General features: G+C 57.0%; 20 protein-coding genes. 11 read left to right on the top strand and 9 right to left on the bottom strand.

All coding sequences use genetic code 11. The annotated features are described in order from the left end of the window. From FHC48_RS05610 to FHC48_RS05585, 6 genes are all read left to right on the top strand, one after another. Positions 1–99, top strand: a 99-nt coding sequence (locus tag FHC48_RS05610) for an IS1 family transposase (protein WP_000641146.1), incomplete at its 5' end; no start/stop codon positions are given. Between the two features lie 24 nt (positions 100–123). Next, positions 124–1194: a cellulose synthase complex periplasmic endoglucanase BcsZ gene (bcsZ, locus tag FHC48_RS05605; protein WP_220420513.1), complete on the top strand. Its 1071-nt coding sequence runs from the start codon at positions 124–126 to the stop codon at positions 1192–1194. Next, entirely contained in the window at positions 1176–4658 is a 3483-nt protein-coding gene (gene bcsC / locus FHC48_RS05600) for a cellulose synthase complex outer membrane protein BcsC (RefSeq protein WP_046092607.1), read from the top strand. The genes bcsZ and bcsC overlap by 19 nt, the downstream gene beginning before the upstream one ends. 119 nt (positions 4659–4777) lie before the next feature. Continuing rightward, positions 4778–6784: a biofilm formation regulator HmsP gene (hmsP, locus tag FHC48_RS05595; protein ID WP_059363933.1), complete on the top strand. Its 2007-nt coding sequence runs from the start codon at positions 4778–4780 to the stop codon at positions 6782–6784. Between the two features lie 159 nt (positions 6785–6943). After that, positions 6944–8230, top strand: coding sequence for a dicarboxylate/amino acid:cation symporter (locus tag FHC48_RS05590; protein WP_021242141.1), 1287 nt, complete (start codon positions 6944–6946; stop codon positions 8228–8230). 227 nt (positions 8231–8457) lie between these two features. After that, positions 8458–9951 (top strand): pitrilysin family protein, encoded by a 1494-nt coding sequence (locus tag FHC48_RS05585; protein ID WP_008503229.1) that lies wholly within the window; start codon positions 8458–8460, stop codon positions 9949–9951. A gap of 57 nt (positions 9952–10008) precedes the next feature. On the opposite strand, the gene FHC48_RS05580 is transcribed toward FHC48_RS05585, so the two are convergent. Then, positions 10009–10938 carry a sugar kinase gene (locus FHC48_RS05580; protein ID WP_059363930.1) on the bottom strand — a complete coding sequence of 310 codons (930 nt, stop codon included), beginning with the start codon at positions 10936–10938 and terminating at the stop codon, positions 10009–10011. Between the two features lie 229 nt (positions 10939–11167). Between FHC48_RS05580 and pdeH the strand changes: the two genes are divergently transcribed. Together pdeH and FHC48_RS05570 are read left to right on the top strand one after the other, a co-directional pair. After that, positions 11168–11941 (top strand): cyclic-guanylate-specific phosphodiesterase, encoded by a 774-nt coding sequence (pdeH, locus tag FHC48_RS05575; RefSeq protein ID WP_021242143.1) that lies wholly within the window; start codon positions 11168–11170, stop codon positions 11939–11941. Between the two features lie 65 nt (positions 11942–12006). Then, positions 12007–14049 (top strand): AsmA family protein, encoded by a 2043-nt coding sequence (locus FHC48_RS05570; protein ID WP_119312258.1) that lies wholly within the window; start codon positions 12007–12009, stop codon positions 14047–14049. 93 nt (positions 14050–14142) lie between these two features. Here the strand turns inward: FHC48_RS05570 and FHC48_RS05565 are convergent, their stop codons facing one another. From FHC48_RS05565 to FHC48_RS05555, 3 genes are all read right to left on the bottom strand, one after another. Continuing rightward, positions 14143–15465 carry an MFS transporter gene (locus FHC48_RS05565; protein ID WP_008503129.1) on the bottom strand — a complete coding sequence of 441 codons (1323 nt, stop codon included), beginning with the start codon at positions 15463–15465 and terminating at the stop codon, positions 14143–14145. Between the two features lie 260 nt (positions 15466–15725). Beyond that, positions 15726–16751, bottom strand: a complete 1026-nt coding sequence (gene yhjD, locus FHC48_RS05560; RefSeq protein ID WP_008503128.1) for an inner membrane protein YhjD — start codon at positions 16749–16751, stop codon at positions 15726–15728. Positions 16752–16801: 50 nt separating this feature from the next. Further along, on the bottom strand, positions 16802–17701 hold the full coding sequence (locus FHC48_RS05555; RefSeq protein ID WP_008503127.1) for a LysR family transcriptional regulator: 900 nt from the start codon (positions 17699–17701) through the stop codon (positions 16802–16804). 119 nt (positions 17702–17820) lie between these two features. Here FHC48_RS05555 and FHC48_RS05550 point away from each other — a divergent pair, with 119 nt between their 5' ends. Together FHC48_RS05550 and FHC48_RS05545 are read left to right on the top strand one after the other, a co-directional pair. Then, the gene (locus tag FHC48_RS05550; protein ID WP_025910193.1) at positions 17821–18579 is read left to right on the top strand and encodes an SDR family NAD(P)-dependent oxidoreductase; all 759 of its coding nucleotides are present in this window, start codon (positions 17821–17823) and stop codon (positions 18577–18579) included. A gap of 154 nt (positions 18580–18733) precedes the next feature. After that, positions 18734–19336 carry a response regulator transcription factor gene (locus tag FHC48_RS05545; protein WP_023294761.1) on the top strand — a complete coding sequence of 201 codons (603 nt, stop codon included), beginning with the start codon at positions 18734–18736 and terminating at the stop codon, positions 19334–19336. Here FHC48_RS05545 and FHC48_RS05540 read toward each other — a convergent pair. Both FHC48_RS05540 and FHC48_RS05535 read right to left on the bottom strand, forming a co-directional pair. After that, positions 19315–19653: a lysozyme gene (locus tag FHC48_RS05540; protein WP_008503124.1), complete on the bottom strand. Its 339-nt coding sequence runs from the start codon at positions 19651–19653 to the stop codon at positions 19315–19317. The genes FHC48_RS05545 and FHC48_RS05540 overlap by 22 nt on opposite strands. Before the next feature lie 71 nt (positions 19654–19724). Beyond that, positions 19725–20264 carry a GNAT family N-acetyltransferase gene (locus FHC48_RS05535; protein WP_025910199.1) on the bottom strand — a complete coding sequence of 180 codons (540 nt, stop codon included), beginning with the start codon at positions 20262–20264 and terminating at the stop codon, positions 19725–19727. A 147-nt stretch (positions 20265–20411) separates the two neighbouring features. Here FHC48_RS05535 and FHC48_RS05530 point away from each other — a divergent pair, with 147 nt between their 5' ends. After that, positions 20412–22001, top strand: a complete 1590-nt coding sequence (locus tag FHC48_RS05530) for an STY4199 family HEPN domain-containing protein (protein WP_059363925.1) — start codon at positions 20412–20414, stop codon at positions 21999–22001. Positions 22002–22048: 47 nt separating this feature from the next. On the opposite strand, the gene FHC48_RS05525 is transcribed toward FHC48_RS05530, so the two are convergent. The 3 genes from FHC48_RS05525 to FHC48_RS05515 all read right to left on the bottom strand — a co-directional run bounded on the left by FHC48_RS05525 (position 22049) and on the right by FHC48_RS05515 (position 26148). Next, positions 22049–23698 carry an alpha,alpha-trehalase gene (locus tag FHC48_RS05525; RefSeq protein WP_008503121.1) on the bottom strand — a complete coding sequence of 550 codons (1650 nt, stop codon included), beginning with the start codon at positions 23696–23698 and terminating at the stop codon, positions 22049–22051. Between the two features lie 183 nt (positions 23699–23881). Next, positions 23882–25234: a glutathione-disulfide reductase gene (gene gorA, locus FHC48_RS05520; protein ID WP_008503120.1), complete on the bottom strand. Its 1353-nt coding sequence runs from the start codon at positions 25232–25234 to the stop codon at positions 23882–23884. 71 nt (positions 25235–25305) lie between these two features. Continuing rightward, positions 25306–26148, bottom strand: a complete 843-nt coding sequence (locus FHC48_RS05515; RefSeq protein ID WP_021242151.1) for a 23S rRNA (adenine(2030)-N(6))-methyltransferase RlmJ — start codon at positions 26146–26148, stop codon at positions 25306–25308. Positions 26149–26300: the final 152 nt, after the last annotated feature.

Below are 26300 nucleotides of genomic sequence, written 5' to 3'. Positions count from 1 at the left end.
CTGGCACGGCTGGGACGGAAGTCGCTGTCGTTCTCAAAATCGGTGGAGTTGCATGACAAAGTCATCGGGCATTATCTGAACATAAAACACTATCAATAAGTTGGAGTCATTACCGCAGCGGTGATGCTGGCGGCGCTTCCTCTTCGCGCCGCCTGTACCTGGCCTGCCTGGGAGCAGTTTAAAAAGGACTACATCAGTGAAGGCGGGCGCGTCATTGATCCCAGTGACACGCGCAAAATTACGACCTCGGAAGGGCAAAGCTACGCCCTGTTCTTTGCCCTGGCGGCGAACGATCGCAAAGCCTTTGACCTGCTGCTGACGTGGACGCGCGATAATCTCGCCAGCGGCGATCTCAACGCCCATCTGCCTGCCTGGCTATGGGGTCAGAAAGATAAAGACGCCTGGGCGGTGATTGATAACAACTCCGCCTCTGATGCCGATGTCTGGATCGCCTGGTCACTGCTCGAAGCGGGTCGGCTGTGGAAAGATCGGGACTATACCCGCACGGGTAAGGCGCTGCTGAAACGCATTGTCAGCGAGGAAGTGGTCAACGTCCCGGGGCTCGGCGCAATGCTGCTTCCTGGTAAAGTCGGTTTTGCCGATGAGAACGCCTGGCGTTTTAACCCCAGCTATCTTCCTCCGCAGCTAGCGGCTTATTTCACGCGCTTTGGTTCCCCGTGGACCCAGCTTCGTGAAACTAACCTGCGCCTGCTGCTTGAGAGTGCGCCGAAAGGTTTTTCGCCGGACTGGGTGCAGTATCAGAAAAACAAAGGCTGGCGGTTACAGCAGGAGAAAGCGCTGGTGGGCGGCTACGACGCCATCCGCGTGTATCTCTGGGTGGGCATGATGAGTGATAAAGATCCTCAGAAAGCCCGGCTCCTGACGCGCTTCCAGCCGATGGCGGCAAAGACCGTGAAACGGGGTGTGCCGCCGGAGAAAGTGGATGTGGCGACGGGGAAACGTACCGGTGACGGCCCGGTCGGGTTCTCTGCCGCTATGTTGCCTTTTTTACAACAACGTGATGCCCAGGCGGTTCAGCGCCAGCGCGTTGCAGACCATTTTCCCGATAACAATGCCTATTACAGCTATGTGCTGACGCTTTTTGGGCAAGGATGGGATCAGCATCGTTTTCGCTTCACCGCAAAAGGTGAATTAATACCGGATTGGGGCCAGGAATGCGCAAGTTCACAGTAAATCTACTCAGTTTATCGCTTGGCCTGGCGCTTATGCCGTGGGCACAGGCCGCCAACTCTCCGCAGCAGAAACAGCTGCTGGAGCAGGTCAGGCTGGGCGAATCGACACAGCGTGAGGATTTGGTTCGTCAGTCGCTCTATCGCCTTGAGTTGATTGACCCCAACAACCCTGACGTCATTGCCGCGCGCTTTCGCTACCTGCTGCGTCAGGGCGATAACGCCGGCGCGCAAAAAGAGCTGGATCGTCTGAAAGGGATCGCCCCGGGTTCGAGCGCTTACCAGTCCTCACGCAACACCATGCTGCTTTCTACTCCGGATGGCCGACAGCAGCTCCAGCAGGCGCGACTGCTCGCCACTACGGGGCACACGCAGGAAGCGATTGCCGCCTATGATAAGCTGTTTGACGGCAACCCGCCGGGTGGCGACGTGGCGACGGAATACTGGAACGTCGTGGCGAAAGATCCAGCTCGCCGCGGTGCGGCCATTAACCAGCTGAAAAAAATTAACAGCAGCAGCCCCGGGAATACGCAGCTGCAGACAACGCTGGCCCAGCTTCTGTTCCAGAGCGGACGACGTGATGAAGGCTTTGCGGTACTGCAGGAGATGGCCAAATCCACCAATGGCCGCAGCCAGGCGTCTGATATGTGGTATGACCAAATCAAAGACCAGCCTGCCAGCAGCGCCAGCGTCAGCGCGCTGCAAAAATATCTGAGCGTATTCAGCGACGGGGATAGCGTCGCTGCGGCGCGTGCCCAGCTTGAAGCGCAGCAAAAACAGCTCGCCGATCCGGCGTTCCGCGCGAAAGCGGAAGGGCTCGCGGCGGTGGATGCCGGGCAGGGCAGTAAGGCGGTGGCCGAACTGCAAAAAGCCGTCAGCGCCAACCATGCCGACAGTGAAGCGGTGGGTGCCCTGGGGCAGGCGTATTCCCAGAAGGGCGACCGTGCCCGCGCGGTAGCCCAGTTTGAAAAGGCGATTGCCCTCGATCCCCAGAGCGATAACCGGGGTAAATGGGACAGTCTTCTGAAGGTTAACCGCTACTGGCTGCTGATCCAGCAGGGCGATGCGGCGCTGAAGGCGAATAACCCGGCGCAGGCAGAGCGTTACTATCAGCAGGCGCGTAACATCGACAATACCGACAGCTACGCGGTGCTGGGGCTGGGCGACGCCGCCGCGGCGCGTAAAGATAACGACGCGGCGGAGCGTTATTACCGTCAGGCGCTGCGAATGGACAGCGGCAACAGCAACGCGGTTCGCGGCCTGGCCAATATTTACCGCGCGCAGTCCCCGGAGAAAGCCTCGCAGTTTATCCAGTCGCTTTCCGCCAGCCAGCGTCGGAGCATTGATGATATCGAGCGTAGTCTGACCAACGAGCAGCTCTCCGCCCAGGCCGAACAGCTGGAAAATCAGGGGAAATACGCCCAGGCAGCAGAAATCCAGCGTCGTCGTCTGGCGCTCTCTCCTGGCGACGTGTGGATAACCTATCGTCTGTCGCGCGATCTCTACAGCGCGGGTCAGCGCAGCCAGGCGGACACCCTGATGCGTCAGCTTGCCCGCCAGAAACCGTCCGACCCGGATCAGGTCTATGCCAGCGGGCTCTATCTTTCCGGAAACGATCAGGACCGTGCCGCGCTGGCGCATCTGGACACGCTGCCGCGCAGCCAGTGGAACAGCAATATTCAGGAACTTGCCGACCGCCTGCAAAGCAATCAGGTGCTGGAAACCGCCAACCGCCTGCGGGACAGCGGTAAAGAGCAGGAGGCGGAGAATCTTCTTCGCCAGCAGCCAACCTCCACCCGCATCGACCTGACGCTGGCGGACTGGGCACAGCAGCGTGGCGATCTGAATTCCGCAAAAACGACGTACAACGCCGTCCTGCAGCGTGAGCCGCAGAACGAAGACGCGATCCTCGGCCTGACCGAGATTTACAGCGCCCAGGGTAACAAAGATGCCGCGCGCGCGGAGCTGGCGAAGCTGCCCGCCGCGCAGAACGGCCAGCCGCTGTCGCTCAACATGCAGCGCCGCATCGCGATGGCGCAGGCGGGGCTGGGTGATTCCGCCGCGGCAGAACAAACCTTCAGTAAAATCATTCCGCAGGCTAAATCGCAGCCCGGATCCATGGAAAACGCGCTGGTGCTGCGTGATGCCGCGCGTTTCCAGGCGCAGAACGGGCAGCCTCAGCAGGCGCTGGAAACCTATAAAGATGCGATGGTATCGACGGGTATCACCACGACGCGTCCGGCTGATAACGACAGTTTCACCCGTCTGACGCGTAACGATGAAAAAGACGACTGGCTGAAGCGCGGCGTGCGCAGTGATGCCGGTGAGTTGTACCGCCAGCAGGATGTTAACGTCACGCTGCAGCACGATTACTGGGGCTCCAGCGGCACGGGTGGCTATTCCGATCTGAAAGCGCATACCACCATGCTGCAGGTGGATGCGCCGCTCTCTGACGGGCGCATGTTCTTCAGAAGCGATCTGGTCAATATGGACGTCGGGTCATTCGATACCAGGAACGGGACTTACGACCCTAAATGGGGAACCTGCTACGAAACGCCGTGTAGCGGTAACACCCATCAGTCAGACAATGGCGCAAGCGTCGCTGTCGGCTGGCAGAATAAAACCTGGGCGATGGATATTGGCACCACGCCGATGGGCTTTGACGTCGTCGACGTGGTGGGCGGCATCAGCTACAGCAGCGATCTGGGCCCTATCGGCTATACCGTTAACGCCCATCGTCGGCCAATCTCCAGCTCTCTGCTGGCCTTCGGCGGGCAAAAAGACACCAACACCGGCACCACCTGGGGCGGCGTACGCGCGACCGGTGGCGGCGTCAGCATCAGCTATGACAAAGGGGAAGCGAACGGCGTCTGGTCAAGCCTGAACGCGGAAACGCTGACGGGTAAAAATGTGGAGGATAACTGGCGCGTCCGCTGGATGACGGGTTACTACTACAAGCTCATTAATAAAAACAATGAGCGCCTGACGGTCGGCGTCTCCAACATGCTCTGGCACTACGACAAAGACCTGAGCGGTTATACACTGGGTCAGGGCGGCTATTACAGCCCGCAGGAGTATGTCTCCTTCGCCTTGCCGGTGACCTGGCGTAAGCGCACGGAAAACTGGTCCTGGGAGCTGGGGGGCTCGGTCTCCTGGTCTCACTCCAAAACCAAAGACGAGCTGCGCTACCCGATCCAGAATCTGATCCCGACCGATGAGCCAGACCGCTATACCGACCGGGGCGCGATGGAAACCGGCAGCAGCTCCTCAGGCACGGGTTATACCGCGCGAGCCATTATTGAGCGCCGGGTTACGTCCAACTGGTTTGTTGGCATGGGCGTGGACATTCAGGAAGCGAAAGACTATACCCCAAGCCATGCGCTGATCTATGTGCGCTACTCTGCTGCAGGCTGGCAGGGCGATATGGACTTACCGCCGCAACCGCTCATCCCTTACGCGGACTGGTAATCGGATTTTCCTTAATCCATTTGTAAGTCTCTCTTAACAGCGCAGCAATCGGGTATACTCAGGCGCGCCAGGTTTACACCCTGGCGCGCCCTGCGCTTCGAGTTTTGTGGAGAGTCATTTTGCGTGTCAGCCGTTCCTTAACAATCAAACAGATGGCGATGGTCTCTGCCGTCACCATGCTGTTTGTCCTGCTCTTCTGCGTAATTTTGCTGTTTCATTCCGTACAGCAGAATCGCTATAACACGGCTTCGCAATTAGAAAGTATCGCCCGCTCGGTACGCGGCCCGCTGTCTGCCTCCATTCTGAAAGGGGATATCCCCGAAGCGGAAACCATTCTGAAACGTATTCAGCCAGCCGGTGTTGTGAGCCGGGCGGACGTCGTGCTACCCAATCAGTTTCAGGCGCTGCGGATGAGCTTTATCCCGGAGCGTCCCGTCCCGATGATGGTGATGCGCCTGTTTGAGCTGCCGGTGCAAATTTCGCTTCCCGTTTATTCGCTTGAGCGCCCTGCGAATCCACAGCCTCTGGCCTACCTGGTGTTACAGGCAGACTCCTACCGCATGTATAAATTCGTCATGAGTTGGGTGGTTACGTTAGTGACCACTTGCTTACTCATGACGCTTATTCTCAGCGTTGCGCTGACCTGGTGCATTAACCGGCTGATTGTCCATCCCCTGCGCCGTATCGCCCGCGAACTGAACACGCTTGCGCCGCAGGATCAGATGGGACACCAGCTTGAGCTGCCGCGTCTGCATCATGACGATGAGATCGGCATGCTGGTGCGCAGCTACAACCTCAACCAGCAGCGCATCCAGCGTCAGCAGGATGAGATGAACAGTAGCGCCACCCGTTTTCCGGTATCGGAGCTTCCCAATAAAGCGTTCCTGATGGCGATGCTGGAGCAAACCGTTGAGCGCCAGCAAACCACCGCGCTGATGGTCATTGCCTGTGAAACCCTGCAGGACACGGCTGGCGTGCTTCAGGAGAGCCAGCGAGAGATGCTGCTGCTCACCCTGGTGGAAAAGATCAAATCTGTCCTTGCCCCGCGCATGGTGCTGACCCAGGTCAGCGGTTACGACCTGGTGGTGATTGCCAACGGCGTAAAAGAACCCTGGCATGCGATCACGTTAGGTCAGCAAGTACTCACTGTCATTAATGAGCGGCTGCCGATTCAGGGTATCCAGCTTCGCCCGAGCGCCAGTATCGGGATTGCCATGTTCTATGGCGACCTGACCGCGGAACAGCTTTATCGCCGCGCCTTCTCGGCGGCTTTTACCGCCCGGCGCAAAGGGAAAAACCAAATCCAGTTCTTCGACCCGGCGCAGATGGAAAAGGCGCAGCAGCGCCTGACGGAAGAGAGTGACATCCTGACCGCGCTGGATAACCGCCAGTTTGCCCTCTGGCTGCAGCCGCAGGTGGATCTGCGGACGGGAGAGGTAAAAAGCGCCGAGGCCCTGCTGCGTCTGCAGCAGCCGGATGGCACATGGGAGCTGCCGGAAGGGCTGATTGAGCGCATCGAGTCCTGCGGCCTGATGGTCACCGTCGGCTACTGGGTGCTCGAAGAGTCCTGTCGTCAGCTTGCCGCCTGGCAGGAGCGCGGCATAACGCTGCCGCTGTCGGTCAATTTGTCTGCCATGCAGCTTATGCACCCGACCATGGTTTCTGAGATGCTGGAGCTGATCCATCGTTACCGCATCAAACCGGATACCTTGACCCTGGAAGTGACGGAGAGTCGACGCATTGACGACCCCAATGAGGCGGTCGCGATTCTTAAGCCGCTGCGTAATGCCGGCATTCGCATTGCCCTGGACGATTTTGGCATGGGCTACGCCGGGCTGCGCCAGCTTCAGCACATGAAGACGCTTCCGGTGGATGTGCTGAAAATTGACAAAGCGTTTGTCGACGGTCTGCCGGACGACAGCAGCATGGTGCAGGCGATTATCCAGATGGCGCGCAGCCTCAACCTGCACCTTATTGCCGAGGGAATTGAAACCAACGCGCAACGCGCCTGGCTGGCAGAGGCGGGCGTGGAGAGCGGGCAGGGTTTCCTGTTTGCCCCCGCAGTGCCTTCGGATGTCTTTGAAGAACGATACCTTTCTGGTGCTGACAATAACGCAAAAGTGTAATTTTGTTGCTAGCTTGTGCGAGCCAGCTCAAATTTCTTAACATTTGTGTTTCAAATTTGAACTGAGTTTATTTCTGTCCTGTTATGCGGGTGTTATTTTAAAGCCGCAGGTTAACCATAACCTTACAAAGCCTGTGGTTTTTCTTCCCAAGGACACCCTATGAAAACCTCACTCTTCAAAAGTCTTTATTTCCAGGTCCTGACAGCCATCGCCATCGGTATTCTGCTGGGTCACTATTACCCTGAACTGGGCGCGCAAATGAAACCGCTTGGCGACGCGTTCGTTAAGCTCATCAAAATGGTCATCGCGCCGGTGATCTTCTGTACGGTCGTCACGGGCATCGCTGGCATGGAAAGCATGAAGGCGGTTGGCCGTACCGGTGCAGTGGCGCTTCTCTATTTTGAAGTGGTCAGTACCCTTGCGCTGATTATTGGTCTGGTCATCGTTAACGTGGTGCAGCCAGGTGCGGGGATGAACGTCGATCCCTCGACGCTGGATGCCAAAGCGGTTGCGGTCTATGCCGAACAGGCGAAGGATCAGGGCGTGGTGGCCTTCCTGCTGGACGTCATTCCTGGCAGCGTCATTGGCGCGTTCGCCAGCGGAAACATCCTCCAGGTGCTGCTGTTCGCCGTGATGTTTGGCTTCGCCCTGCACCGTCTGGGCAGCAAAGGCCAGCTGATCTTTAACGTGATCGAAAGCTTCTCGCAGGTCATCTTCGGCATCATCAATATGATCATGCGCCTGGCGCCCATCGGTGCTTTCGGTGCGATGGCCTTCACCATCGGTAAGTATGGCGTCGGTACGCTGGTCCAGTTGGGTCAGCTGATTATCTGCTTCTATATCACCTGTATTCTTTTCGTGGTGGTGGTGCTGGGCTCCATCGCCCGCGCGACCGGTTTCAGCATCTTCAAATTTATCCGTTACATCCGTGAAGAGCTGCTGATTGTTCTGGGAACCTCCTCGTCAGAATCGGCGCTGCCGCGCATGCTCGATAAGATGGAGAAACTCGGGTGTCGTAAATCGGTGGTGGGGCTGGTGATCCCGACGGGCTACTCCTTCAACCTGGACGGCACCTCAATATACCTGACGATGGCGGCGGTGTTTATCGCACAGGCCACCAACAGCCATATGGATATTTTCCATCAGATCACCCTGCTGGTGGTGCTCCTGCTCTCCTCTAAAGGCGCGGCGGGCGTAACGGGCAGCGGCTTTATCGTGCTGGCTGCCACTATCTCTGCAGTGGGGCACCTGCCGGTGGCGGGCCTGGCGTTGATTCTCGGTATTGACCGCTTTATGTCAGAGGCGCGTGCGTTAACCAACCTGGTGGGTAACGGCGTGGCAACGGTAGTGGTCGCGAAATGGGTGAAAGAGCTGGATCATAAAAAGCTCGACGATACTCTGAATAATCGTTCAACTGACAGCAAAAATCCTGGCTTATCCTCTTAATCTTGTCACAAATGCCCGTATTCCCTTGTGGGGATGCGGGCTCCTGCGCATAATAACTGTTCATACCTGTCATAATTCGACAAGATTTTTTTTGGGTATATTTCACTTCGGACCGTGACGTTTTGCCGAACGCGCGGTCTAATCGACGTGTTTTCATCGTCATCTTTAAGAGTGAAGCGCGTCGCGAGGCACTCTTTTTTAACCAGGAATGTTGATCAGGGGTTCACATGCAGGGCACAAAAATTCGACTCTTAACCGGCGGTTTGCTGATGATGGCAGCAGCCAGTTATGTGCAGGCAGATGCGCTCCAGCCAGACCCGGCCTGGCAACAAGGGACACTAGCGAACGGTTTTCAGTGGCAGGTGTTAGCCACGCCGCAACGTCCCAGTGACCGTATTGAAATCCGTCTGTCTGTTAATACTGGTTCCCTTACGGAAAGCACTCAGCAAACCGGTTTCAGCCACTTTATTCCCCGGCTGGCGCTCACGCAGAGCGGCAGCCTGCAAGCGGTTCAGGTGCGTTCGCTCTGGCAACAGGCCATCGATCCGAAGCGCCCGCTTCCTCCGGCTGTGGTCTCGTATGACTACACCATGTTTAACCTGAGCCTGCCTAATAACCGCAACGATCTGCTTAAAGAAGCCCTGACGTATCTCTCTGATGCCTCCGGCAATCTGGCGATTACGCCGGACACCGTCAACTATGCGTTGAGCAACAGCGACATGGTGGCGACCTGGCCTGGTGATACCAAAGAGGGCTGGTGGCGTTACCGCCTGAAAGGCTCGACGTTGCTGGGACATGACCCTGCCGAGCCGCTAAAACAGCCGGTGGACGCCGAACAGGTGAAATCGTTCTACCAGAAGTGGTACACCCCGGACGCGATGACGCTGATCGTGGTGGGTAACGTGGACAGCCGCGCGGTGGTGGAGCAGATCAACAAAGCGTTTGGCGATCTGAAAGGCAAGCGTGAATCGCCTGCCCCTGTTCCGACACTCTCCCCGCTGCGTGCAGAGCCTGTCAGCATTATGACGGACACCGTGCGTCAGGACCGACTCTCCGTGATGTGGGATAACGCCTGGCAGCCCATCCGTGAGTCCGCGGCGCTGTTGCGCTACTGGCGTGCCGACCTGGCGCGTGAAGCGCTGTTCTGGCACGTTCAGCAGACGCTCAGTAAGAATAACGTGAAGAATATCGGTCTTGGCTTTGACTGCCGCGTGCTGTTCCAGCGTGCGCAATGCGCCATTAACGTTGAATCACCGGGCGATAAGCTGAATGCCAATCTGGGTGTCGTCGCGAAAGAGTTGGCAAAAGTGCGTAAAGAGGGGCTTTCCGAAGAGGAATTCAACGCGCTTGTGGCACAGAAAAAACTCGAGCTGCAGAAGCTGTTTGCGACCTACGCGCGCGCCGATACCGATATTCTGATCAGCCAGCGTATTCGTTCCCTGCAGAATCAGGTGGTGGATATTGCGCCGGAACAGTACCAGAAGCTCCGTCAGGATTTCCTGAACGGTCTGACCGTCGAAATGCTCAACCAGGATCTCCGTCAGCAGCTGTCGCAGGAGATGGCGTTGATCCTTCTGCAGCCGAAGGGCGAACCGGAATATGACATGAAGGAACTTCAGAAGACCTGGGATTCCATCATGGCGACCGCGCCGCAGCCGACGCAGGCCGCGACGGCTGATGATTTACACCCTGACGCGACGGATATCCCGCAAGGGCAGTAATGCGTAGACTAACCCTCTCCCTGTGGGAGAGGGTTAGGGCATCAGCCCGCACCCTACTTAAACAGGCATCGCCTCACGCGGAATAATCGCCCCGCGATACTGAATCACCGTGCTGGCCGTCAGATGTCCACGCTGTGCCGCCGCTTCCGGCGTTCCGCCCGTCAGGCGTACTGCCAGATAGCCCGCGCTGAATGAATCACCCGCCGCCGTGGTATCAATCACTTTCTCTTTGGCAAGCTTCACAGCCGGGACCTCAATCGCCGCTTCACCCGTAATCGCGACCAGGCACGACTCCGCACCGCGCTTAATCACCACTTCGCTCACGCCAGCCGCTTGCGTGCGTGCAATCACGTCCTCTACCGGTTTCTCCCCCCAGAGGGCGTCTTCATCGTCGAGCGTCAGGAAGGCGATGTCGGTGCATTGCAGCATCTGCTGATAGACCTGCTGCGTCTCTTCACGGCTGGCCCACAGGCGCGGGCGGTAGTTGTTATCGAAAATGACCTTGCCGCCGTTGGCACGGCATTCGCGCAGCAGCGAGAGCAGCTTTTCACGGCTGGTGGGACTCAGGATCGCCAGGCTGATCCCGCTCAGATAGAGATAGTCGAAGGTCGCCAGCGCTTCGCAGATGGCCGCGGCATCCTCGCTCTCCAGCCAGAATTTGGCCGCGGCTTCGTTACGCCAGTAATAAAACGTGCGTTCGCCGGTGTCGTCGGTCTCAATGTAATACAAACCCGGCAGGCGATTTTCCATACGCTGGATCAGCGAGGTATCAATATGTTCACTTTGCCAGGCCTCAAGCATATGCTGGCTGAAGCTGTCCGTCCCCAGGGCGGTAACGTATTTCACGGTGAGCGCCTCAGGCACAACCTGGCGGGCAATATAAACGGAGGTGTTTAACGTATCGCCACCAAATCCGCGGCTCACTTCCGCGCCTTTTTGTGACAGCTCAATCATGCATTCGCCAATCACGGCAATTTTTTTAGACATAATCGTGAACCTGAACAGAAGAATGATCAGCAGTGTGCGCTGAGTGAATTAACAGGTCAACTATATTAAAACAACGTTCCATTATTTTATTTGAGCCAGCGCGTGTTCCTGCGCATTTCTGTCATCTTAATTTCATTTTCCCGGTGAATTGAACATAAAGTTCTCAATTGTCGCGCCGATAATCCTGTGACGAGTCCAGAAAGGCCATCCCAACAACAGGACATCTGAAATGAAGTCAGAGCAGGTTATCCAGCGGCTGAGCACCACGCCTGAGGCAAGTATTGAGAACTTGCAGGAGCATCGCTACTGGCTGCAATGTGAGCGTGCGTATACCTATCAGCCGATATACCGAACAGACGGTCGACTGATGGCCATTGAAATTTTGACCGTCGTGACGCATCCCTCAAACCCTTCCCAGCGTATCGCACCGGATCGCTATTTTGCCGAAGTGGCCGTTCGCCAGCGTCTTGACGTGCTGGAAGAGCAGCTCCGTATGCTGGCAACGAAGCAGCCCTTTTTCGAACAGCACGATATCCTCGCCTCGGTGAATGTTGATGGCCCCACTCTGCTGGCGCTGCGTCAGAACGCGAAATTGCAGGCGCTGATCGCCACTCTGCCGTGGGTGCGCTTTGAGCTGGTGGAGCATGTCCGCCTGCCGCAGGACTCCTCGTTTGCCTCCATATGCGAATACGGCCCGCTGTGGCTGGATGACTTTGGCACCGGCATGGCGAACTTTTCGGCTCTGAGTGAAGTGCGTTATGACTACATTAAAGTGGCCCGCGATCTGTTCATTATGCTGCGTCAGACCCCGGAAGGGCGGAACCTGTTTACGCTGTTATTACAGCTGATGAACCGCTATTGCCAGGGCGTGATTGTTGAAGGTGTGGAAACGCTGGAAGAGTGGCGTGATGTGCAAAGCTCGCCTGCCGCGGCGGCGCAAGGCTATTTCCTCTCCCGACCGGTACCCATGGATCGCCTCGATAGCGTGATAACTACCCTCTGATAAGCCCGCTTCCCTTTGTCTGGACTATAGTTTTACAGGACAGGTCATCAGGAAAGGGGATAAAAATGACAAGAACAACCAGGGTAATCTCCTGGACAGCAGGGATTTTCTTGTTGTTGATCGTGGTCGTCGCCATCATTATCGCGACGTTTGACTGGAACCGTCTTAAGCCGAACATCAACCAGAAAGTCTCAACCGAACTAAACCGCCCCTTCGCCATACGCGGTGATTTAGGGGTCGTGTGGGAGCGTCAGAAAGAGGAGCCCGGCTGGCGAAGCTGGATCCCCTGGCCGCACGTCCACGCCGACGACATCATTCTCGGTAACCCGCCGGATATCCCGGACGTCACCATGATCCACCTGCCGCGCGTTGAGGCCACGCTGGCCCCGCTCGCGTTGCTGACCAAAACGGTCTATCTGCCGTGGATCAAACTTCAGCAGCCCGACGCGCGCCTGATCCGCCTCTCTGAAAAAAACAACAACTGGACGTTCAACCTTGCCAGCGATGGCGAAAAGGATCCGAATGCTCAGCCTTCCTCCTGGTCATTCCGTCTCGACAATATTCTCTTCGATCGCGGGCGGATCGCCATCGACGATAAGGTCAGCAAGGCCGACGTGGAGATCCTGGTCGATCCGCTCGGCAAGCCGCTGCCGTTTAGCGAGGTCACGGGGACGAAAGCCAAAGGTGACACGGCAAGCGTGGGCGACTATGTCTTCGGCCTGACGGCAAAAGGACGCTACAACGACCAGCCGCTCAGCGGTAAAGGGAAAATAGGCGGCATGCTGGCGCTTCGGAGCGAAGGCACGCCGTTCCCGGTGCAGGCGGACTTCCGCTCCGGTAACACCCGCGTGGCGTTCGTGGGAACGGTTAACGACCCGATGAACATGGGCGGCGTCGATCTTCAGCTTAAATTTGCCGGTGATTCGCTGGGCGAGCTGTATGAGCTGACCGGCGTGCTGCTGCCGGATACCCCGCCGTTCGAAACGGACGGGCATCTGGTCGCCAAAATCGACAGCGAAAAATCGTCGGTTTTTGACTACCGTGATTTTAACGGCCGCATCGGCGACAGCGATATCCACGGCTCGCTGACCTACACCACCGGAAAACCGAGGCCGAAGCTGGAAGGGGACGTTGAGTCCCGCCAGCTGCGTCTGGCCGATCTCGGCCCGCTGATCGGCGTGGATTCCGGTAAAGGTACGAAGTCAAAAGAGGTGAAAAAGGACATTCAGCCTGCGGGAAAAGTGCTGCCTTACGATCGCTTTGAAACCGATAAGTGGAACGTGATGGATGCGGATGTGCGCTTCAAAGGGCGTAAAATTGAGCATGGCAGCACGTTGCCGCTGAGTGATCTCTCGACGCATATCATCCTGAAAAATGCCGATCTGCGCCTGCAGCCGCTGAAGTTTGGCATGGCGGGCGGGACGATTTCCTCCAACATTCACCTGGAAGGCGATAAAAAGCCGATGCAGGGCCGGGCGGAGATTCAGGCGCGCAGGCTTAAGCTGAAAGCGCTGATGCCGAACGTCGAGCTGATGCAGAAGACCCTCGGCGAGATGAACGGCGATGCCGACATTCGCGGCGTGGGGAACTCCGTGGCGGCGCTGCTGGGCAGCGGTAATGGCAACCTGAAGCTGCTGATGAACGACGGGCTGGTCAGCCGCAACCTGATGGAGATCCTGGGGCTGAACGTCGGGAACTACATCATCGGGCAAATCTTCGGCGATGATGAGGTACGGGTGAACTGCGCGGCGGCCAATCTGGATCTGGTTAACGGCGTGGCGCGTCCGCAGATTTTTGCCTTCGACACGGAAAATGCGGTGATTAACGTGACCGGTACCGCCAGCATGGCGTCCGAACAGCTGGATTTGACCATCGATCCGGAAAGTAAGGGGATCCGTATCATCACGCTGCGCTCGCCGCTGTACGTGCGCGGAACCTTCAAAAATCCGCAGGCGGGCGTGAAGCCCGGACCGCTGATTGCGCGTGGTGCGGTGGCTGCGGCGCTTGCGACGCTGGTTACCCCCGCCGCAGCGCTGCTGGCGTTGATTTCGCCGTCAGAAGGCGAGGCGAATCAGTGCCGGACCATTTTGTCGCAAATGAAGAAGTAAGGAGCGGCCTGTTTTTGCCGGGTGGCGCTGCGCTTACCCGGCCTACATTTGAATCGTAGGCCGGGTAAGGCGTAGCCGCCACCCGGCATTAGCTTACAGAGCCTGGTGTTTCGTCTCGTGCGTCAGCAGCAGCGCAATCAGCGTCAGTGCCGCCATGGCCGCCAGATAAACGCCCACATAGAACAAGCCGTAGTTTGCCTGCAGCCAGGTGGCGATATACGGCGCAACGGAGGCACCCAGAATAGACGAGACGTTGTAGGAGAACGACGCGCCGGTATAACGCACTTCCGTCGGGAACAGCTCTGGCAGCAACGCGCCCATCGGGCCGAAGGTCAACCCCATCAGGCTCAGGCCAATCAGCAGGTAGGCCATCACCAGCGCCGGGCTGCCTGAACCCAGCAGCGGCGGGAAGACGAACAGAGCAAACAGAACGATCAGCGTGGTGATGGTGATCATGCTTGCGCGACGACCGAACTTATCCGCGAGCAGGCCCGCAATCGGAACCATCACGCCAAACCCGATCACCGCCATCATCAGCATCCACAGCACTTCGTTACGCGGCAGACCCAGCCCAACCGGCGCGGCGGCGGTACTGAAGGTCATGGAGTAAACGGTCATGATGTAGAACAGCGTGTAGGTGGCCAGCATGATAAACGTGCCCAGTACGGTCACGCGGACGTGTTTGGTCAGCAGCGTGCCCAGCGGCACTTTCACCTGCTTGTTCGCCGCGGCCACTTTTGCGAAAACAGGGGTCTCATGCAGAGAAACTCGCACGTACAGGCCAATCAGCACCAGCACGGCTGAGAAGACAAACGGGATACGCCAGCCCCAGCTCATGAACTGTTCATCCGTCAGCAGCCAGGAGAGCAGCAGGAACGTCCCGTTGGCGAAGAAGAAGCCAATCGGTGCGCCAAGCTGCGGGAAAGAACCATACAGCGCGCGCTTGCGCGCCGGGGCGTTTTCGGTGGCCAGCAGCGCCGCGCCACCCCATTCACCACCCAGGCCCAGACCCTGACCAAAACGCGCCAGCGCCAGCAGGACCGGCGCCAGAATGCCGATGGTCTCATACGTCGGCAGCAGGCCGATGGCCACGGTGGAGATCCCCATCGTCAGCAGCGAGGCCACCAGCGTGACTTTGCGTCCGATGCGATCGCCAAAGTGTCCAAACAGCGCAGAGCCAATCGGACGCGCAACAAACGCGATAGCAAAGGTCGCCAGAGACTGCAGCGTGGCCGCCGTCGGATCGCCCTGCGGGAAGAAAATATGCGGGAAGACGATGACCGCCGCGGTGGCGTAAATGTAAAAGTCGAAGAACTCGATGGCGGTGCCAATCAGCGAGGCGACGACAACTTTATTGCGCGAATTTACCGGAACGTTTTCCGTTTCTGAGTCGAGTGTGGTGGCGGTTGCTTGCATAATATTTTCTTATTTTTGTCGAACGAAAGGCCATATTACGCACAGCAAAAGCGACATTTCAATCTGTAACAAAGCCGCGACCTGGTGATAAAAGCAACAAAAAGCGGATAATTTTCAGGCCAGCCAAAACACGTCTATGAAATGCTTCACAGATTTTAAATATCAGTCAATAAAACTGGTTTTCGGTTAAATAAAAGTTACGGACTGGATTTATATGCTGAAATGATGAATCGGGCTGAAATTTCAGCCCGGGAGAGGGGTTAACGGTGCGTTTTGCCCGGCATTCGCGGGTCGTCTTTGTACTCGGCAGTGGCGATCCACGCGGCGCAGAACAGGGTTAAACGTGCGAAGAAGTAGAAGAACGCCATTAACCCCAGCACCGAGCCGAACGCCGCGCCGGAAGGGGATTTCACCAGCGACGGCAGGGTGTAGGTCATCACGATTTTGATCACCTCAAAGCCGATCGCCGCGATCAACGTGCCGCGGATCAGCGCCTTCTTGCGGGGACGATGACGGGGCAAGCGCCAGAAGATCCAGAAGAACAGCAGGTAGTTGGCGAAGATGGAAATGGCCAGCCCAATGCTGCGCCAGGCGGGCTTCAGCCATTCGATGTAATCAAGGTAGAGCGCGGAGATGATCATCTGCTGCGCGGAGCCCGCCACGGAGGTAATGGACAGCGTCACGATGAGCGCGACGAGCAGGCCAATCAGCGAAACAAAGTCGCGGAGATACTTCACCCAAATCTTCTCCTGATCCTGCGGCTTACGCTCCCAGACATCGCGCGACTGGGCGCGAATGGCCTCACGCAGGTTGCCCATCCAGTTAACGCCGGAGTAAAGGGCAATCAGCAAACCGACGATACCGACGGTGGTGCGCTGCTGGACGGCGGTATTGATGGTGCTTTTGAGCGTGCTGGCAAGGGTTGGATCACTGACGTTATTCAGGATTTTGTTAAAGATATCCTGCAACAGCGTCGGGTGCGAGGCGAGCACAAAACCGGCCGCCGCAAACGACACCATCAGGATCGGGATCATCGACAGGAACGAAAAATAGGTGATGGCGGCACCAAACTGGTTTCCCATGCGGTCATTAAAGCGTTCGGTCGCACGTATCAGATGCGCAATCATGGGAAACTGCTGAATTCTGGCGATAATGCCGGTGACGGTCCCCAGCGCTTTGCTGGCGGTACCTGGAGACCTGGTCTCTTCCGGCTCGGTCTCCATCTTCTTGATGGGCTCATACTCTAAATGTTGGGTGGGTCGTTGCGGGTTATTTTCCGGCGTCACGCGTCTTTTCCTTTTCGTTTGGCTGGATGTTACTGAATTATAGCTTGCGACTAGTCCACGTAAGCTTTTGTGAGTTCGGTCAGCCACTCCATGAACAGATGTACCCGGCGGGAGAGGTTGCGCCGGTGGGGATAAATCAGGGAGACAGGCATTGGTTCGGCCCGGTATTGCGGGAGAATTTCAATCAGTTTCTTCGCGCGCAGTAAATCTCGCACCCCAACCCGCGGAACCTGAATGATGCCCAGCCCGGCGAGGCAGGCAGCCTGGTAAGTTTCGGTGCTGTTAACAGTTAACACCCCTCCCGTTTTTATCCACTGCGTCGTACTGCCGTTATAAAACTCAAAGCCCTGTGGGCGAGTTCCCAGCGTAGCGGTGTAGTGAATGACGGCGTGGGAGCCTAAATCGTCCAGCGTTTCCGGGTAGCCAAAACGCGCCAGATAATCCGGGCTGGCGCAGTTAATCACCGACAGCTTGCCCAACGGTCGGGCAATAAGCCCTGAATCTTTCAGGGTGCCGACGCGTACCACGCAGTCAAACCCTTCGCGGATCACATCCACCAGACGATCGCTGCTGCTGAGCTCCAGCTCGATGCCCGGATAATGCTGCAGAAAAGCAGGCAGTTTGGGGATGACTAAATTTCGAGCAACGGCGACGGGCATATCCACGCGGAGCCGTCCGCTGATGCTGGAGGGATCGTGCAGAAACATACCGTCCAGCTCATCGAGGTTTGCCAGCAGATCTTTTGCCCGTTCGTAATAGACCATACCGTCCTGCGTCAGGCTGACGCGGCGGGTGGTGCGGTGCAATAGCTGGGTGCCAAGCCGGTTTTCGAGGGCCTGAATCTGCCGTGACACGCTGCCTTTCGGCAACGTTAATGTTTCTGCCGCGCGGGAAAAACTCTCCAGTTCCGCGACGCGAACAAACAGCTGCATTGCGTGAATTTTATCCATAGATATAGCTCATTGTTGTTTGTGCTGAAACAGTGAAGCGTTTTAACTCATCTTTATTGATTTTCTATCACCTAATAAGCTCTTACTCAATCTCCATAACAGCCAAAACGAGGTTTATGATGACTGAACGTATCGCATTAGTGACGGGTGGTAGCCGTGGTTTGGGTAAAAACGCTGCCTTAAAGCTGGCGGCAGATGGCACGGGAATTGTGCTGACCTACAACCGCAGCCAGCAGGAAGCGCTGGACGTTGTGCATGAAATTCAGGAAAAAGGCGTCAACGCGGCGGCATTGCAGCTCAACGTCGGGGATATCACGAGTTTTGAGCATTTTGCCCAACAGCTTCAGGAGACCCTTAAGAGCGTCTGGCAGCGTGAAACGTTTGACTATTTATTGAACAATGCCGGGACGGGTTTATATGCGCCTTATACCGACACGACGGAAGCCCAGTTTGACGAGGCGCTGAACGTTCATTTCAAAGGACCTTTCTTCCTGACGCAGCGCCTGCTGCCGCTGCTTAGCGACGGCGGACGGATCCTCAACGTCTCCAGCGGGCTGGCCCGTTTTACCCAGCCAGGATCGGCGACCTACGCGGCGATGAAAGGAGCAATGGAAGTGTTGACGCGTTATCAGGCGAAAGAGCTGGGCGCGCGCGGCATCTCCGTCAATATCATTGCGCCTGGCGCGATAGAAACCGACTTTGGCGGCGGACACGTGCGCGACAACGCGGAGCTCAACCAGATGCTGGCGTCCCAGACGGCGCTGGGGCGGGTGGGGCTGCCTGACGATATCGGCGATGCCATTGCGGCACTGCTCAGCGACAAACTGGGCTGGATGAATGCGCAACGTATTGAAGTATCAGGCGGTATGTTCCTGTGAGGTATGCGCTTGAGTAAATCCTTAAGATAAATGTGTCTAAATACTGACAGATATAAAGAACCCCGGGGATTTGTAACGTATCCATTCGTTGAGTTTTTTCTTAAATAATGCCTCTGTAGAATCCCCCTTCGCTATTCTCAGAGGGGAAAAAACGATGCGAGTAATCATGTTTGACAGGCAGTCACTCTTTATTCACGGAGCGATACACAGTCTTCAGAGGTTGATTCCGGAAATAAATATAACTGGGACCTGTCAGGCAGAAGATTTATGGACTCAGATTTCTGCTTCACCGTCGGCTATCGTCATGATTGATGGGAATTTAATTCAGGACGAAGGGAGCACTTTGCTGGAAGCGATCCTGCATCGCTTTCCGGCAATACGTGTGATTCTGATTTTGGCGAAAAAAGAGGCCAAATGTGCTGAGCAGCTGCGGCAGCGAAACGTCATGGCCATTGTTCCCCGAAACGCCAATCCCGAACGGTTTTCCGCCGTACTGGATTCGGTATCCAGAGGGATGGTCTGTTTTCCCGGAGAGTGGGTCAGAGAGCCGACGTCGCCTCAGGCATTATTATCCTTGAGCGAGCGCCAGCGCGAAGTCTTGAAATTGCTGGCGGCGGGGGAGTCGAATAAAGAGATTGGCCGCAATCTGAACATCAGTGCGGCCACGGTAAAAGCGCACCTCGAGGCGCTTTTCCGGCGGCTGGACGTGAAAAACAGAACGCAGGCAGCCATGTATTATACCCGGGCGACGGCCTGAAAAAGCGCGTTTGGGAGCGACGTTATCTCTCCGAAACTGAATATCATCATCACCAGCGCATCATGCTGCTGTTGGGTTAATGGGCGTGTCATATTTTCCCGCAGCAGCGCTTCACACAACCGGATATCTTCGCGCAACAAAGTCTCAGCCTCCAGAGGTGTGACAGGGCCGTGAAAATGCTCCTGATCGCGGATAACGTGGCCATAGCCGATAACCCATAATCCTTTTTCGTCACGATATTTTTCCAGAGAAAGACCCTGATGTTTCTTTATTAACGCGATGGCGGCAGAAGATATTTTCAGCGCATGCTCTTTCATATTCATTTCCTCTTAATGGCGACACTGTAGAGGAAATGAGGTACGAGAAATATCCGCCAAATGGCTATTGATCAGGGATTGTTATTCAGATATTCCTGCCGCAATAAACCAAATAACCAGTCATTATGCCAACGTCCCGCAAGGTAATAGCTCTCGCGTAATTCGCCCTCCAGGCAAAAGCGGGCTTTTTCCAGCAGACGTCGTGAGGCGACATTCCCGGCGGTGACGGTGGCGGTAAGTCGACGTATACCGCCCTGATGAAAAGCGTAATCGCAAAGCGCTTTCAGGGATTCAAAGCCGTAACCTTTCCCCTGCGCCTCGGGAGCGAAAAGAAAACCGACCTCAGCGCAATCCTCCTCCCGATGAATATACCCGGTGACGCCCAACGGAGCCCTGGAAGCGGCGTCACGCACGACGAGGCATAGCCAGTGCGCGCTGCCTGGCGTCCAGGGCGTCAGGCGCGAATCAAACGCCTCGCGGATCGCCGCGACGGGGCGGTCTTCCGCCACAAAGCGCATGACGTCGGGATGCTGCTGTAGCGCCAGAAAAAAGGGCCAGTCTTCTTCTTGTAAAGGCGAGCAGTTCAGGCGAGGGGTAATTAAAACCGGCATTCAGATTCTCCTGAAACATTTTAAATGATTTTAGGGTTGTCACTTTATTTCAACAGAAAGTCAGGTATGGTTAACCGCGTATAAATAAAAAGAAAAAAGGCCGTTACGTGCCAATCCGGATGTCTTCGTTGTCGCTTAAGGAAAACAATGACTCTCAGCACATCACATCATATTCGCGAACAGTTCGAACACTGTCTGGCGGTCATTCGCCATGCGTCGGTGGAAATTTTGCTTCTTCTGAATGTACATGCTTCTGAGGGCAAAGATCCACGCTGGTTTCTGGAACAACTGGACAGCGCGCGATTAGCCCTGGGCGGCTGGGGAGCCGTAGCGAAAAAACTCAACCTGAATGATGCCGAGATGTCGGAATTTACGCTCCAGCTGCGCCTGCTGCAGCAGCGCGTGCCGCAGTATGAAAGCGGACAGGATGTGAGTGAAAACCAGCTGATTGCGGCGATGCGGTTTGTCACCGCGCTGGAGCACCTTCGCCTGCAGCAGCCGCTGTTGACCTACAGCACGGAGCTGGCTCCGGGCAGCGAACTTCAGCAGCAGCAGGCGCATAAGCAGGTGCGGGCGATAGAGCTCATGATAAAAGGGCTCATACAGCAGGCCTGGCCCGATCAGGTAAGGCTGAATAACCATCTCAAGACTTTGTTTAACGCCGATCGCGTACGGCGCTGGCTGAAGTTGGGCGAGATCAACGATGTCCTGAGCGGCATGATGTTCAGCGAACTGGCGCAAATGCTGGTGGATAAAAAAGAGTTCAGCCGCTATTACGCTTCGCTGTTCAGCGACCCGTCCATGCTGACGCTACTGGTTGAACCGCGTAAAACGCTGCAAACCTTCCTCGATGACATTCGGCAAATCCGCAACAACATCACCGTCCAGAAAACGTTAAGCTCGGCGCAAATCCAGCTGCTGGATAACTACTACGCGCAGATCGCGCGGCCCGTTCAACGCGCGTTTGAAGAGGGGAGAACGCGCGTCAATCCGGCGGGATTCATGGCGGTAGATGCCAGCGAACTGCATACCTTCTGGGAAAAGGCGCAGAAAATGGATCGGGTCACCGGTGGGGATCTGTTTGAAGTCCGTGACACCATTGAAAAGCCGACCCAGCGCGCGCCGCGCACCCCCGAACAACGCGAGCAGCTCATTTCCGGTGCGTTATGGGGGGCGGTTGGCGTTATGGTGATTGCCATCGTGGCGGGAGGCTTCTGGCTGGTGACCAGCAGTAAACCGCAGCCTGCGGCCGTCAGCGCGGCTGAAGCGGCGCCGCCACAGGAAATGCGTGAGACGCCTTCCTCGCGCGAAACGCTCACGCGCATGGGAGTGACCTGGGACGAGAATAATTTCCGCTCGGCCATTAACCGCAACGACACCCGCGTGACCCAGCTTTTTTTGCAGGGCGGTATGGACTGGAAGCTGTCCTGGACCGAAGAGGCGATGTCGGCAGGCTATGACGACGTGCTGGAGCTGATGCTACGCTACCGGCAAAACATGGTGGAGGAGAAGCCGTGTCGGCGCTTCATCAACACGCTCAGCCACGCGATGTCGAACGGCGAGTCTCTGACCTCGGTACGTAAAGAGTACCTCAAAGCTTTCTGCACCGTGCCAGCGGTGGTGAAACGCCAGCAGCACGATCTCGACATGGCCACACGCCGTGCGAAGTCACAGCCGGATGCCACCACCAAAAAATGGCAGTCTATTCAGAGCGCCATTTATGAGGTGATTTGCTGATTTCTCCTCCCTCTCCCCGTGGGAGAGGGCACCAGACCGCACCCTATTCAAGGCTCCCCATACAACCCAATCAGCCGCCGCACCACGCCGTTCGTCCAGCCGAAACCATCCTGCAGCGGATACTCACCCCCGCCCCCTTCGCGCGGCGTGCTGCTGGCGATGTGGTACTTCTCAATCAGCTTATGATGCGTCTGATAAAAATGGTTCACCGTATGCAGCCAGCTCCAGGCGATTTCATCCCCCAGCGAGTCGTTGCCGTACTGCTTGAACCCCTGGATCGCCATCCACTGCAGCGGCGCCCAGCCGTTGGGTTTATCCCACTGCTCGCCGGTTTCGTACTCGGTCGCCAGAATCCCGCCCGGCGTCAGCAGTCGCGCTTTGACCGCATCAGACAGGCGCTCGGCCTGCTCATGGGTCGCCATGCCGACATACAGCGGCACAATGCTGGCGGCAGAAAACAGCGCCAGCTCTTCGCGTCGCCAGTCGTAATCGCGGTAACAGCCGCTCTCCTCGTCCCACAGATAGCGGTTCACCGCCTCGCGGCGATCGCTGGCTTTCTGGCGGAACAGGTCGGCCGTCTCTTTATCCCCTTTCGACGCCGAGATGTTGGCGATTGCGCTTTCCAGCTTGTACAGGAAGGCGTTCAGGTCGATGGGGATAAACTGCGTCGTGCGGATGCTGGCGAGCCGCGACGGATCGCGCAGCCAGCGGGAGGAATAGTCCCAGCCGGACGCCGCCCCGGCGCGCAGATCGCGATACACCTCGTTTGGCGGACGGCCCGAATGGCGGGCAGTTTCCACGTCCTCAATCCACGATTCATCGCGCGGGGTATCACGGTCATCCCAGTAGCGGTTGAGCAACGAGCCGTCCGGCATACGCACGGCGCTGCGGTAGGCCTGGTTAAGCAGGAGCGACTCCGCGCCGTCCATCCAGAAGGCGTACTCCATTTTGAGGTGTTCCAGATAGCGTTTCGCACCGCGAACGCCGTCCTCCTCAAACAGCTCCACCATCAGCGCAAAGACCGGCGGCTGGGAGCGGCTGAGATAATAGGTACGGTTGCCGTTGGGAATATGCCCGTAGCGTTCAATCAGCCAGGCGAAGTTATCCGCCATACATTTCAGCAGATCGTTACGACCGCTCTCCGCCAGCCCCAGCATGGAGAAATAGGAATCCCAGTAGTAGGTCTCGCTGAATCGTCCGCCGGGAACGATATAGGCTTGGGGCAGCGCCAGCAGGGAAGACCAGGGAATATGATCCTGCGGCTCGCGCGTCAGCACTGGCCACAGGCTGTCAATGTGCTCTTTGAGGGACAGACCGGGGTCGGAGACATATTCCGTACTGTAGGTCTCCGGCAGCCAGAAGTGGTTTTCCACAAACTGGCGCAGGTCGAAATCCCGGTGGCGTCTGACCTTGCGGTAGCGGATCAGGATATCCAGCGGATCCATCTTCGGCGCGCAGTCGGGAAAGGTTTTGCTGTCCGTGAACAGGCGCGAGGACTGCACGTGCTCAAACAGTTCAAGATAGCGGTCTGCGGGCGTCAACGCATCGGAGGCGGGTAGCCCCTCGATCATTTCGGGTTCCGGCTCCGCCTCAATCATTTCATCCAGTTTCAACTCGCAGGGATCGGTCTCGTAGCGCAGCTCTTCTGCAATCTCGAATTCGATGTTCTCGGTAGCCTGTAGTTTCTGGTTGAACATGGTGATAGGGACCTCCGGTTGTGTGTTCAAAAGACAGGTTTATCCGGGCGTCTTATAAGCGTAGACATTCGCTTCGGTAGAGGGGGAGGAATATGTGCGGTAGATCACTATTTTCGGAGCATTCGTTTTGCAACGATTTATGAATGTTAAAAAAAAATGCCCCTCCGGAGAGGGGCTTATGCATTAACGCATGGTGACAAACTCTTCGGCGGCCGTTGGGTGGATCGCCACGGTGTTGTCGAAGTCTTTCTTGGTCGCGCCCATCTTCAGCGCTACCGCAAAGCCCTGCAGGATTTCATCCATGCCGAAGCCAATGCCGTGGATACCGACAATCTTCTCGTCCGGGCCGACGCAGACCAGCTTCATGCGGCACGGCTGACGGTGGGAGGTAACGGCGGTATACATCGCGGTAAACGCGGATTTATACACTTTCACCTGGTCGTCGCCATACTGCTCGCGCGCCTGCGGCTCGGTTAAGCCGACGGTGCCGATTGGCGGGTGGCTGAAGACCACGGTTGGGATGTTGCTGTAGTCCAGATGCTCGTCCGGCTTGTTATTGAACAGGCGCTCGGAGAGACGGCGGCCCGCCGCAACGGCAACCGGGGTAAGCTCAACGGCACCGGTGTTATCGCCGACCGCATAAATGCCCGGTACGCTGGTGTTCTGGAATTTATCGACGACGATATAGCCTTTTTCGTCGGTTTTCACGCCGGTCACGCCCAGGTTGAAATTATCGTTCGCCGGTTCACGGCCAATCGCCCAGATCAGGCAATCGACGGTCTGGCTGCGGCCATCCTCCAGCTCCAGCGTCAGGCTGCCGTCTGCATTTTTCACCACCGCTTTTGGCACGGCGTTGGTATGCAGGGTTGGGCCTTCGGTGTTCATCACTTCAACCAGCGTATCAACGATCAGCGGATCGAAGCTGCGCAGCGGCGCGTGTTTACGCACGAACAGGTGCGCTTCGGCGCCCAGACCGTTAATCACGCCAGCCAGCTCCACCGCGATGTAACCCGCGCCCACCACGGCAACGCGCTTAGGCAGGGCAGGCAGTTCGAAGAAACCGTCAGAGTCGATGCCGTATTCCACGCCCGGGATGTTCGGGTGGCTCGGACGGCCGCCGGTAGCGATCAGGATGTGATCGGCGGTGATCGTCTCACCGTTCACTTCGATCGTTTTCGCGTCCACAAAGCGGGCGAAACCGTGGATAACGTCGACGTTATTTTTCCCCAGCACGTTGTCGTAGGAGGTGTGAATACGGTCGATGTAGGCGGTACGGCTGGCGATCAGTTTGTCCCAGTCGAAGTGGTTGATGGTGGTGTCAAAGCCGTAGTCCGGGCCATACATATGGATAGCTTCACGGATTTGCGCCGCATGCCACATCACCTTTTTCGGTACACAACCCACGTTCACGCAGGTGCCGCCCAGCGCTTTGGCTTCAATCAGCGCACATTTCTGGCCGTACATGGCCGCGCGGTTGATGGAGGCGATGCCGCCGCTGCCACCGCCGATGGCGATGTAGTCATAATGCTTAGTCATAGCTTTTGTCCTTAATCGTGAATTGCCGCGATTGTATACCTGAAATCAATAGTTTCCACCGATGGCTGCGATTACTCCGGCACGATCCAACTGACGGAGGTATGACCCGTACCGGCTGGCACCAGCGTTTTGTGCAGCCACGGCAGCACGTTGTTCATCTGCGCTTCGAGCTTCCACGGCGGGTTAATGACGATCATGCCCGAGGCGGTCATGCCGCGCTGGTCGCTGTCCGGACGCACGGCCAGCTCGATCTGCAGGATTTTGCGGATGCCGGTGGCTTCCAGGTCTTTGATCATGCGCTTGATTTGCGCGCGCAGCACCACCGGATACCACAGGGCGTATGTCCCGGTGGCGAAGCGTTTGTAGCCTTCGTGAATACCCGTCACCACCGCCTGATAGTCGGTTTTGATTTCGTACGGCGGGTCGATCAGTATCAGGCCGCGACGGGAAACCGGCGGCAGCTTGGCTTTCAGCTGCTGATAGCCGTCGGCTTTTTCCACGCGGGCGCGGCTGTCTTTCTGGAATTCAGAACGCAGCAGCGGGAAGTCGCTCGGATGCAGCTCGGTCAGCTGGATGCTGTCCTGCTCGCGCAGCAGCTGGCGGGCAATCAGCGGGGATCCCGGGTAGTAACGCAGCTGGCCGTTGCGGTTGAAGTGGTTCACCACGCCGATGTACGGCTCCAGCTCGGCAGGCAGGTCGTCCTGCTGCCAGATGCGGGCGATCCCTTCCAGATATTCACCGGTACGCTCGGCATGCTCGCCGCTCAGCTGATAACGGCCCGCGCCCGCGTGCGTGTCCAGATAGAGAAACGGCTTCTCTTTCTCTTTGAGCGATTCGATGATCAGGCTCTGAACGGTGTGTTTAAGGACGTCGGCGTGGTTGCCTGCGTGGAAGCTGTGGCGATAACTGAGCATAGGTAATGATATTCCGCTGAATTGACGATTTGCCACAGTTTACAGCAGAACGGCGCAGATTACCCGTAGGCCCGGTAAGCGCAGCGCCACCGGGCTCTTTTCCGCCACGTCTGGCATTGAAATCCTCTACACTTAACCCCATTCTAGATCGC

The sequence above is a fragment of the Enterobacter sp. EC_50 genome (assembly GCF_019584525.1).
Taxonomy (GTDB): Bacteria; Pseudomonadota; Gammaproteobacteria; order Enterobacterales; family Enterobacteriaceae; genus Enterobacter; species Enterobacter roggenkampii.
Note: the sequence above shows the minus strand (reverse complement) of the source record. Positions and strands in the feature narration are given on the sequence as shown.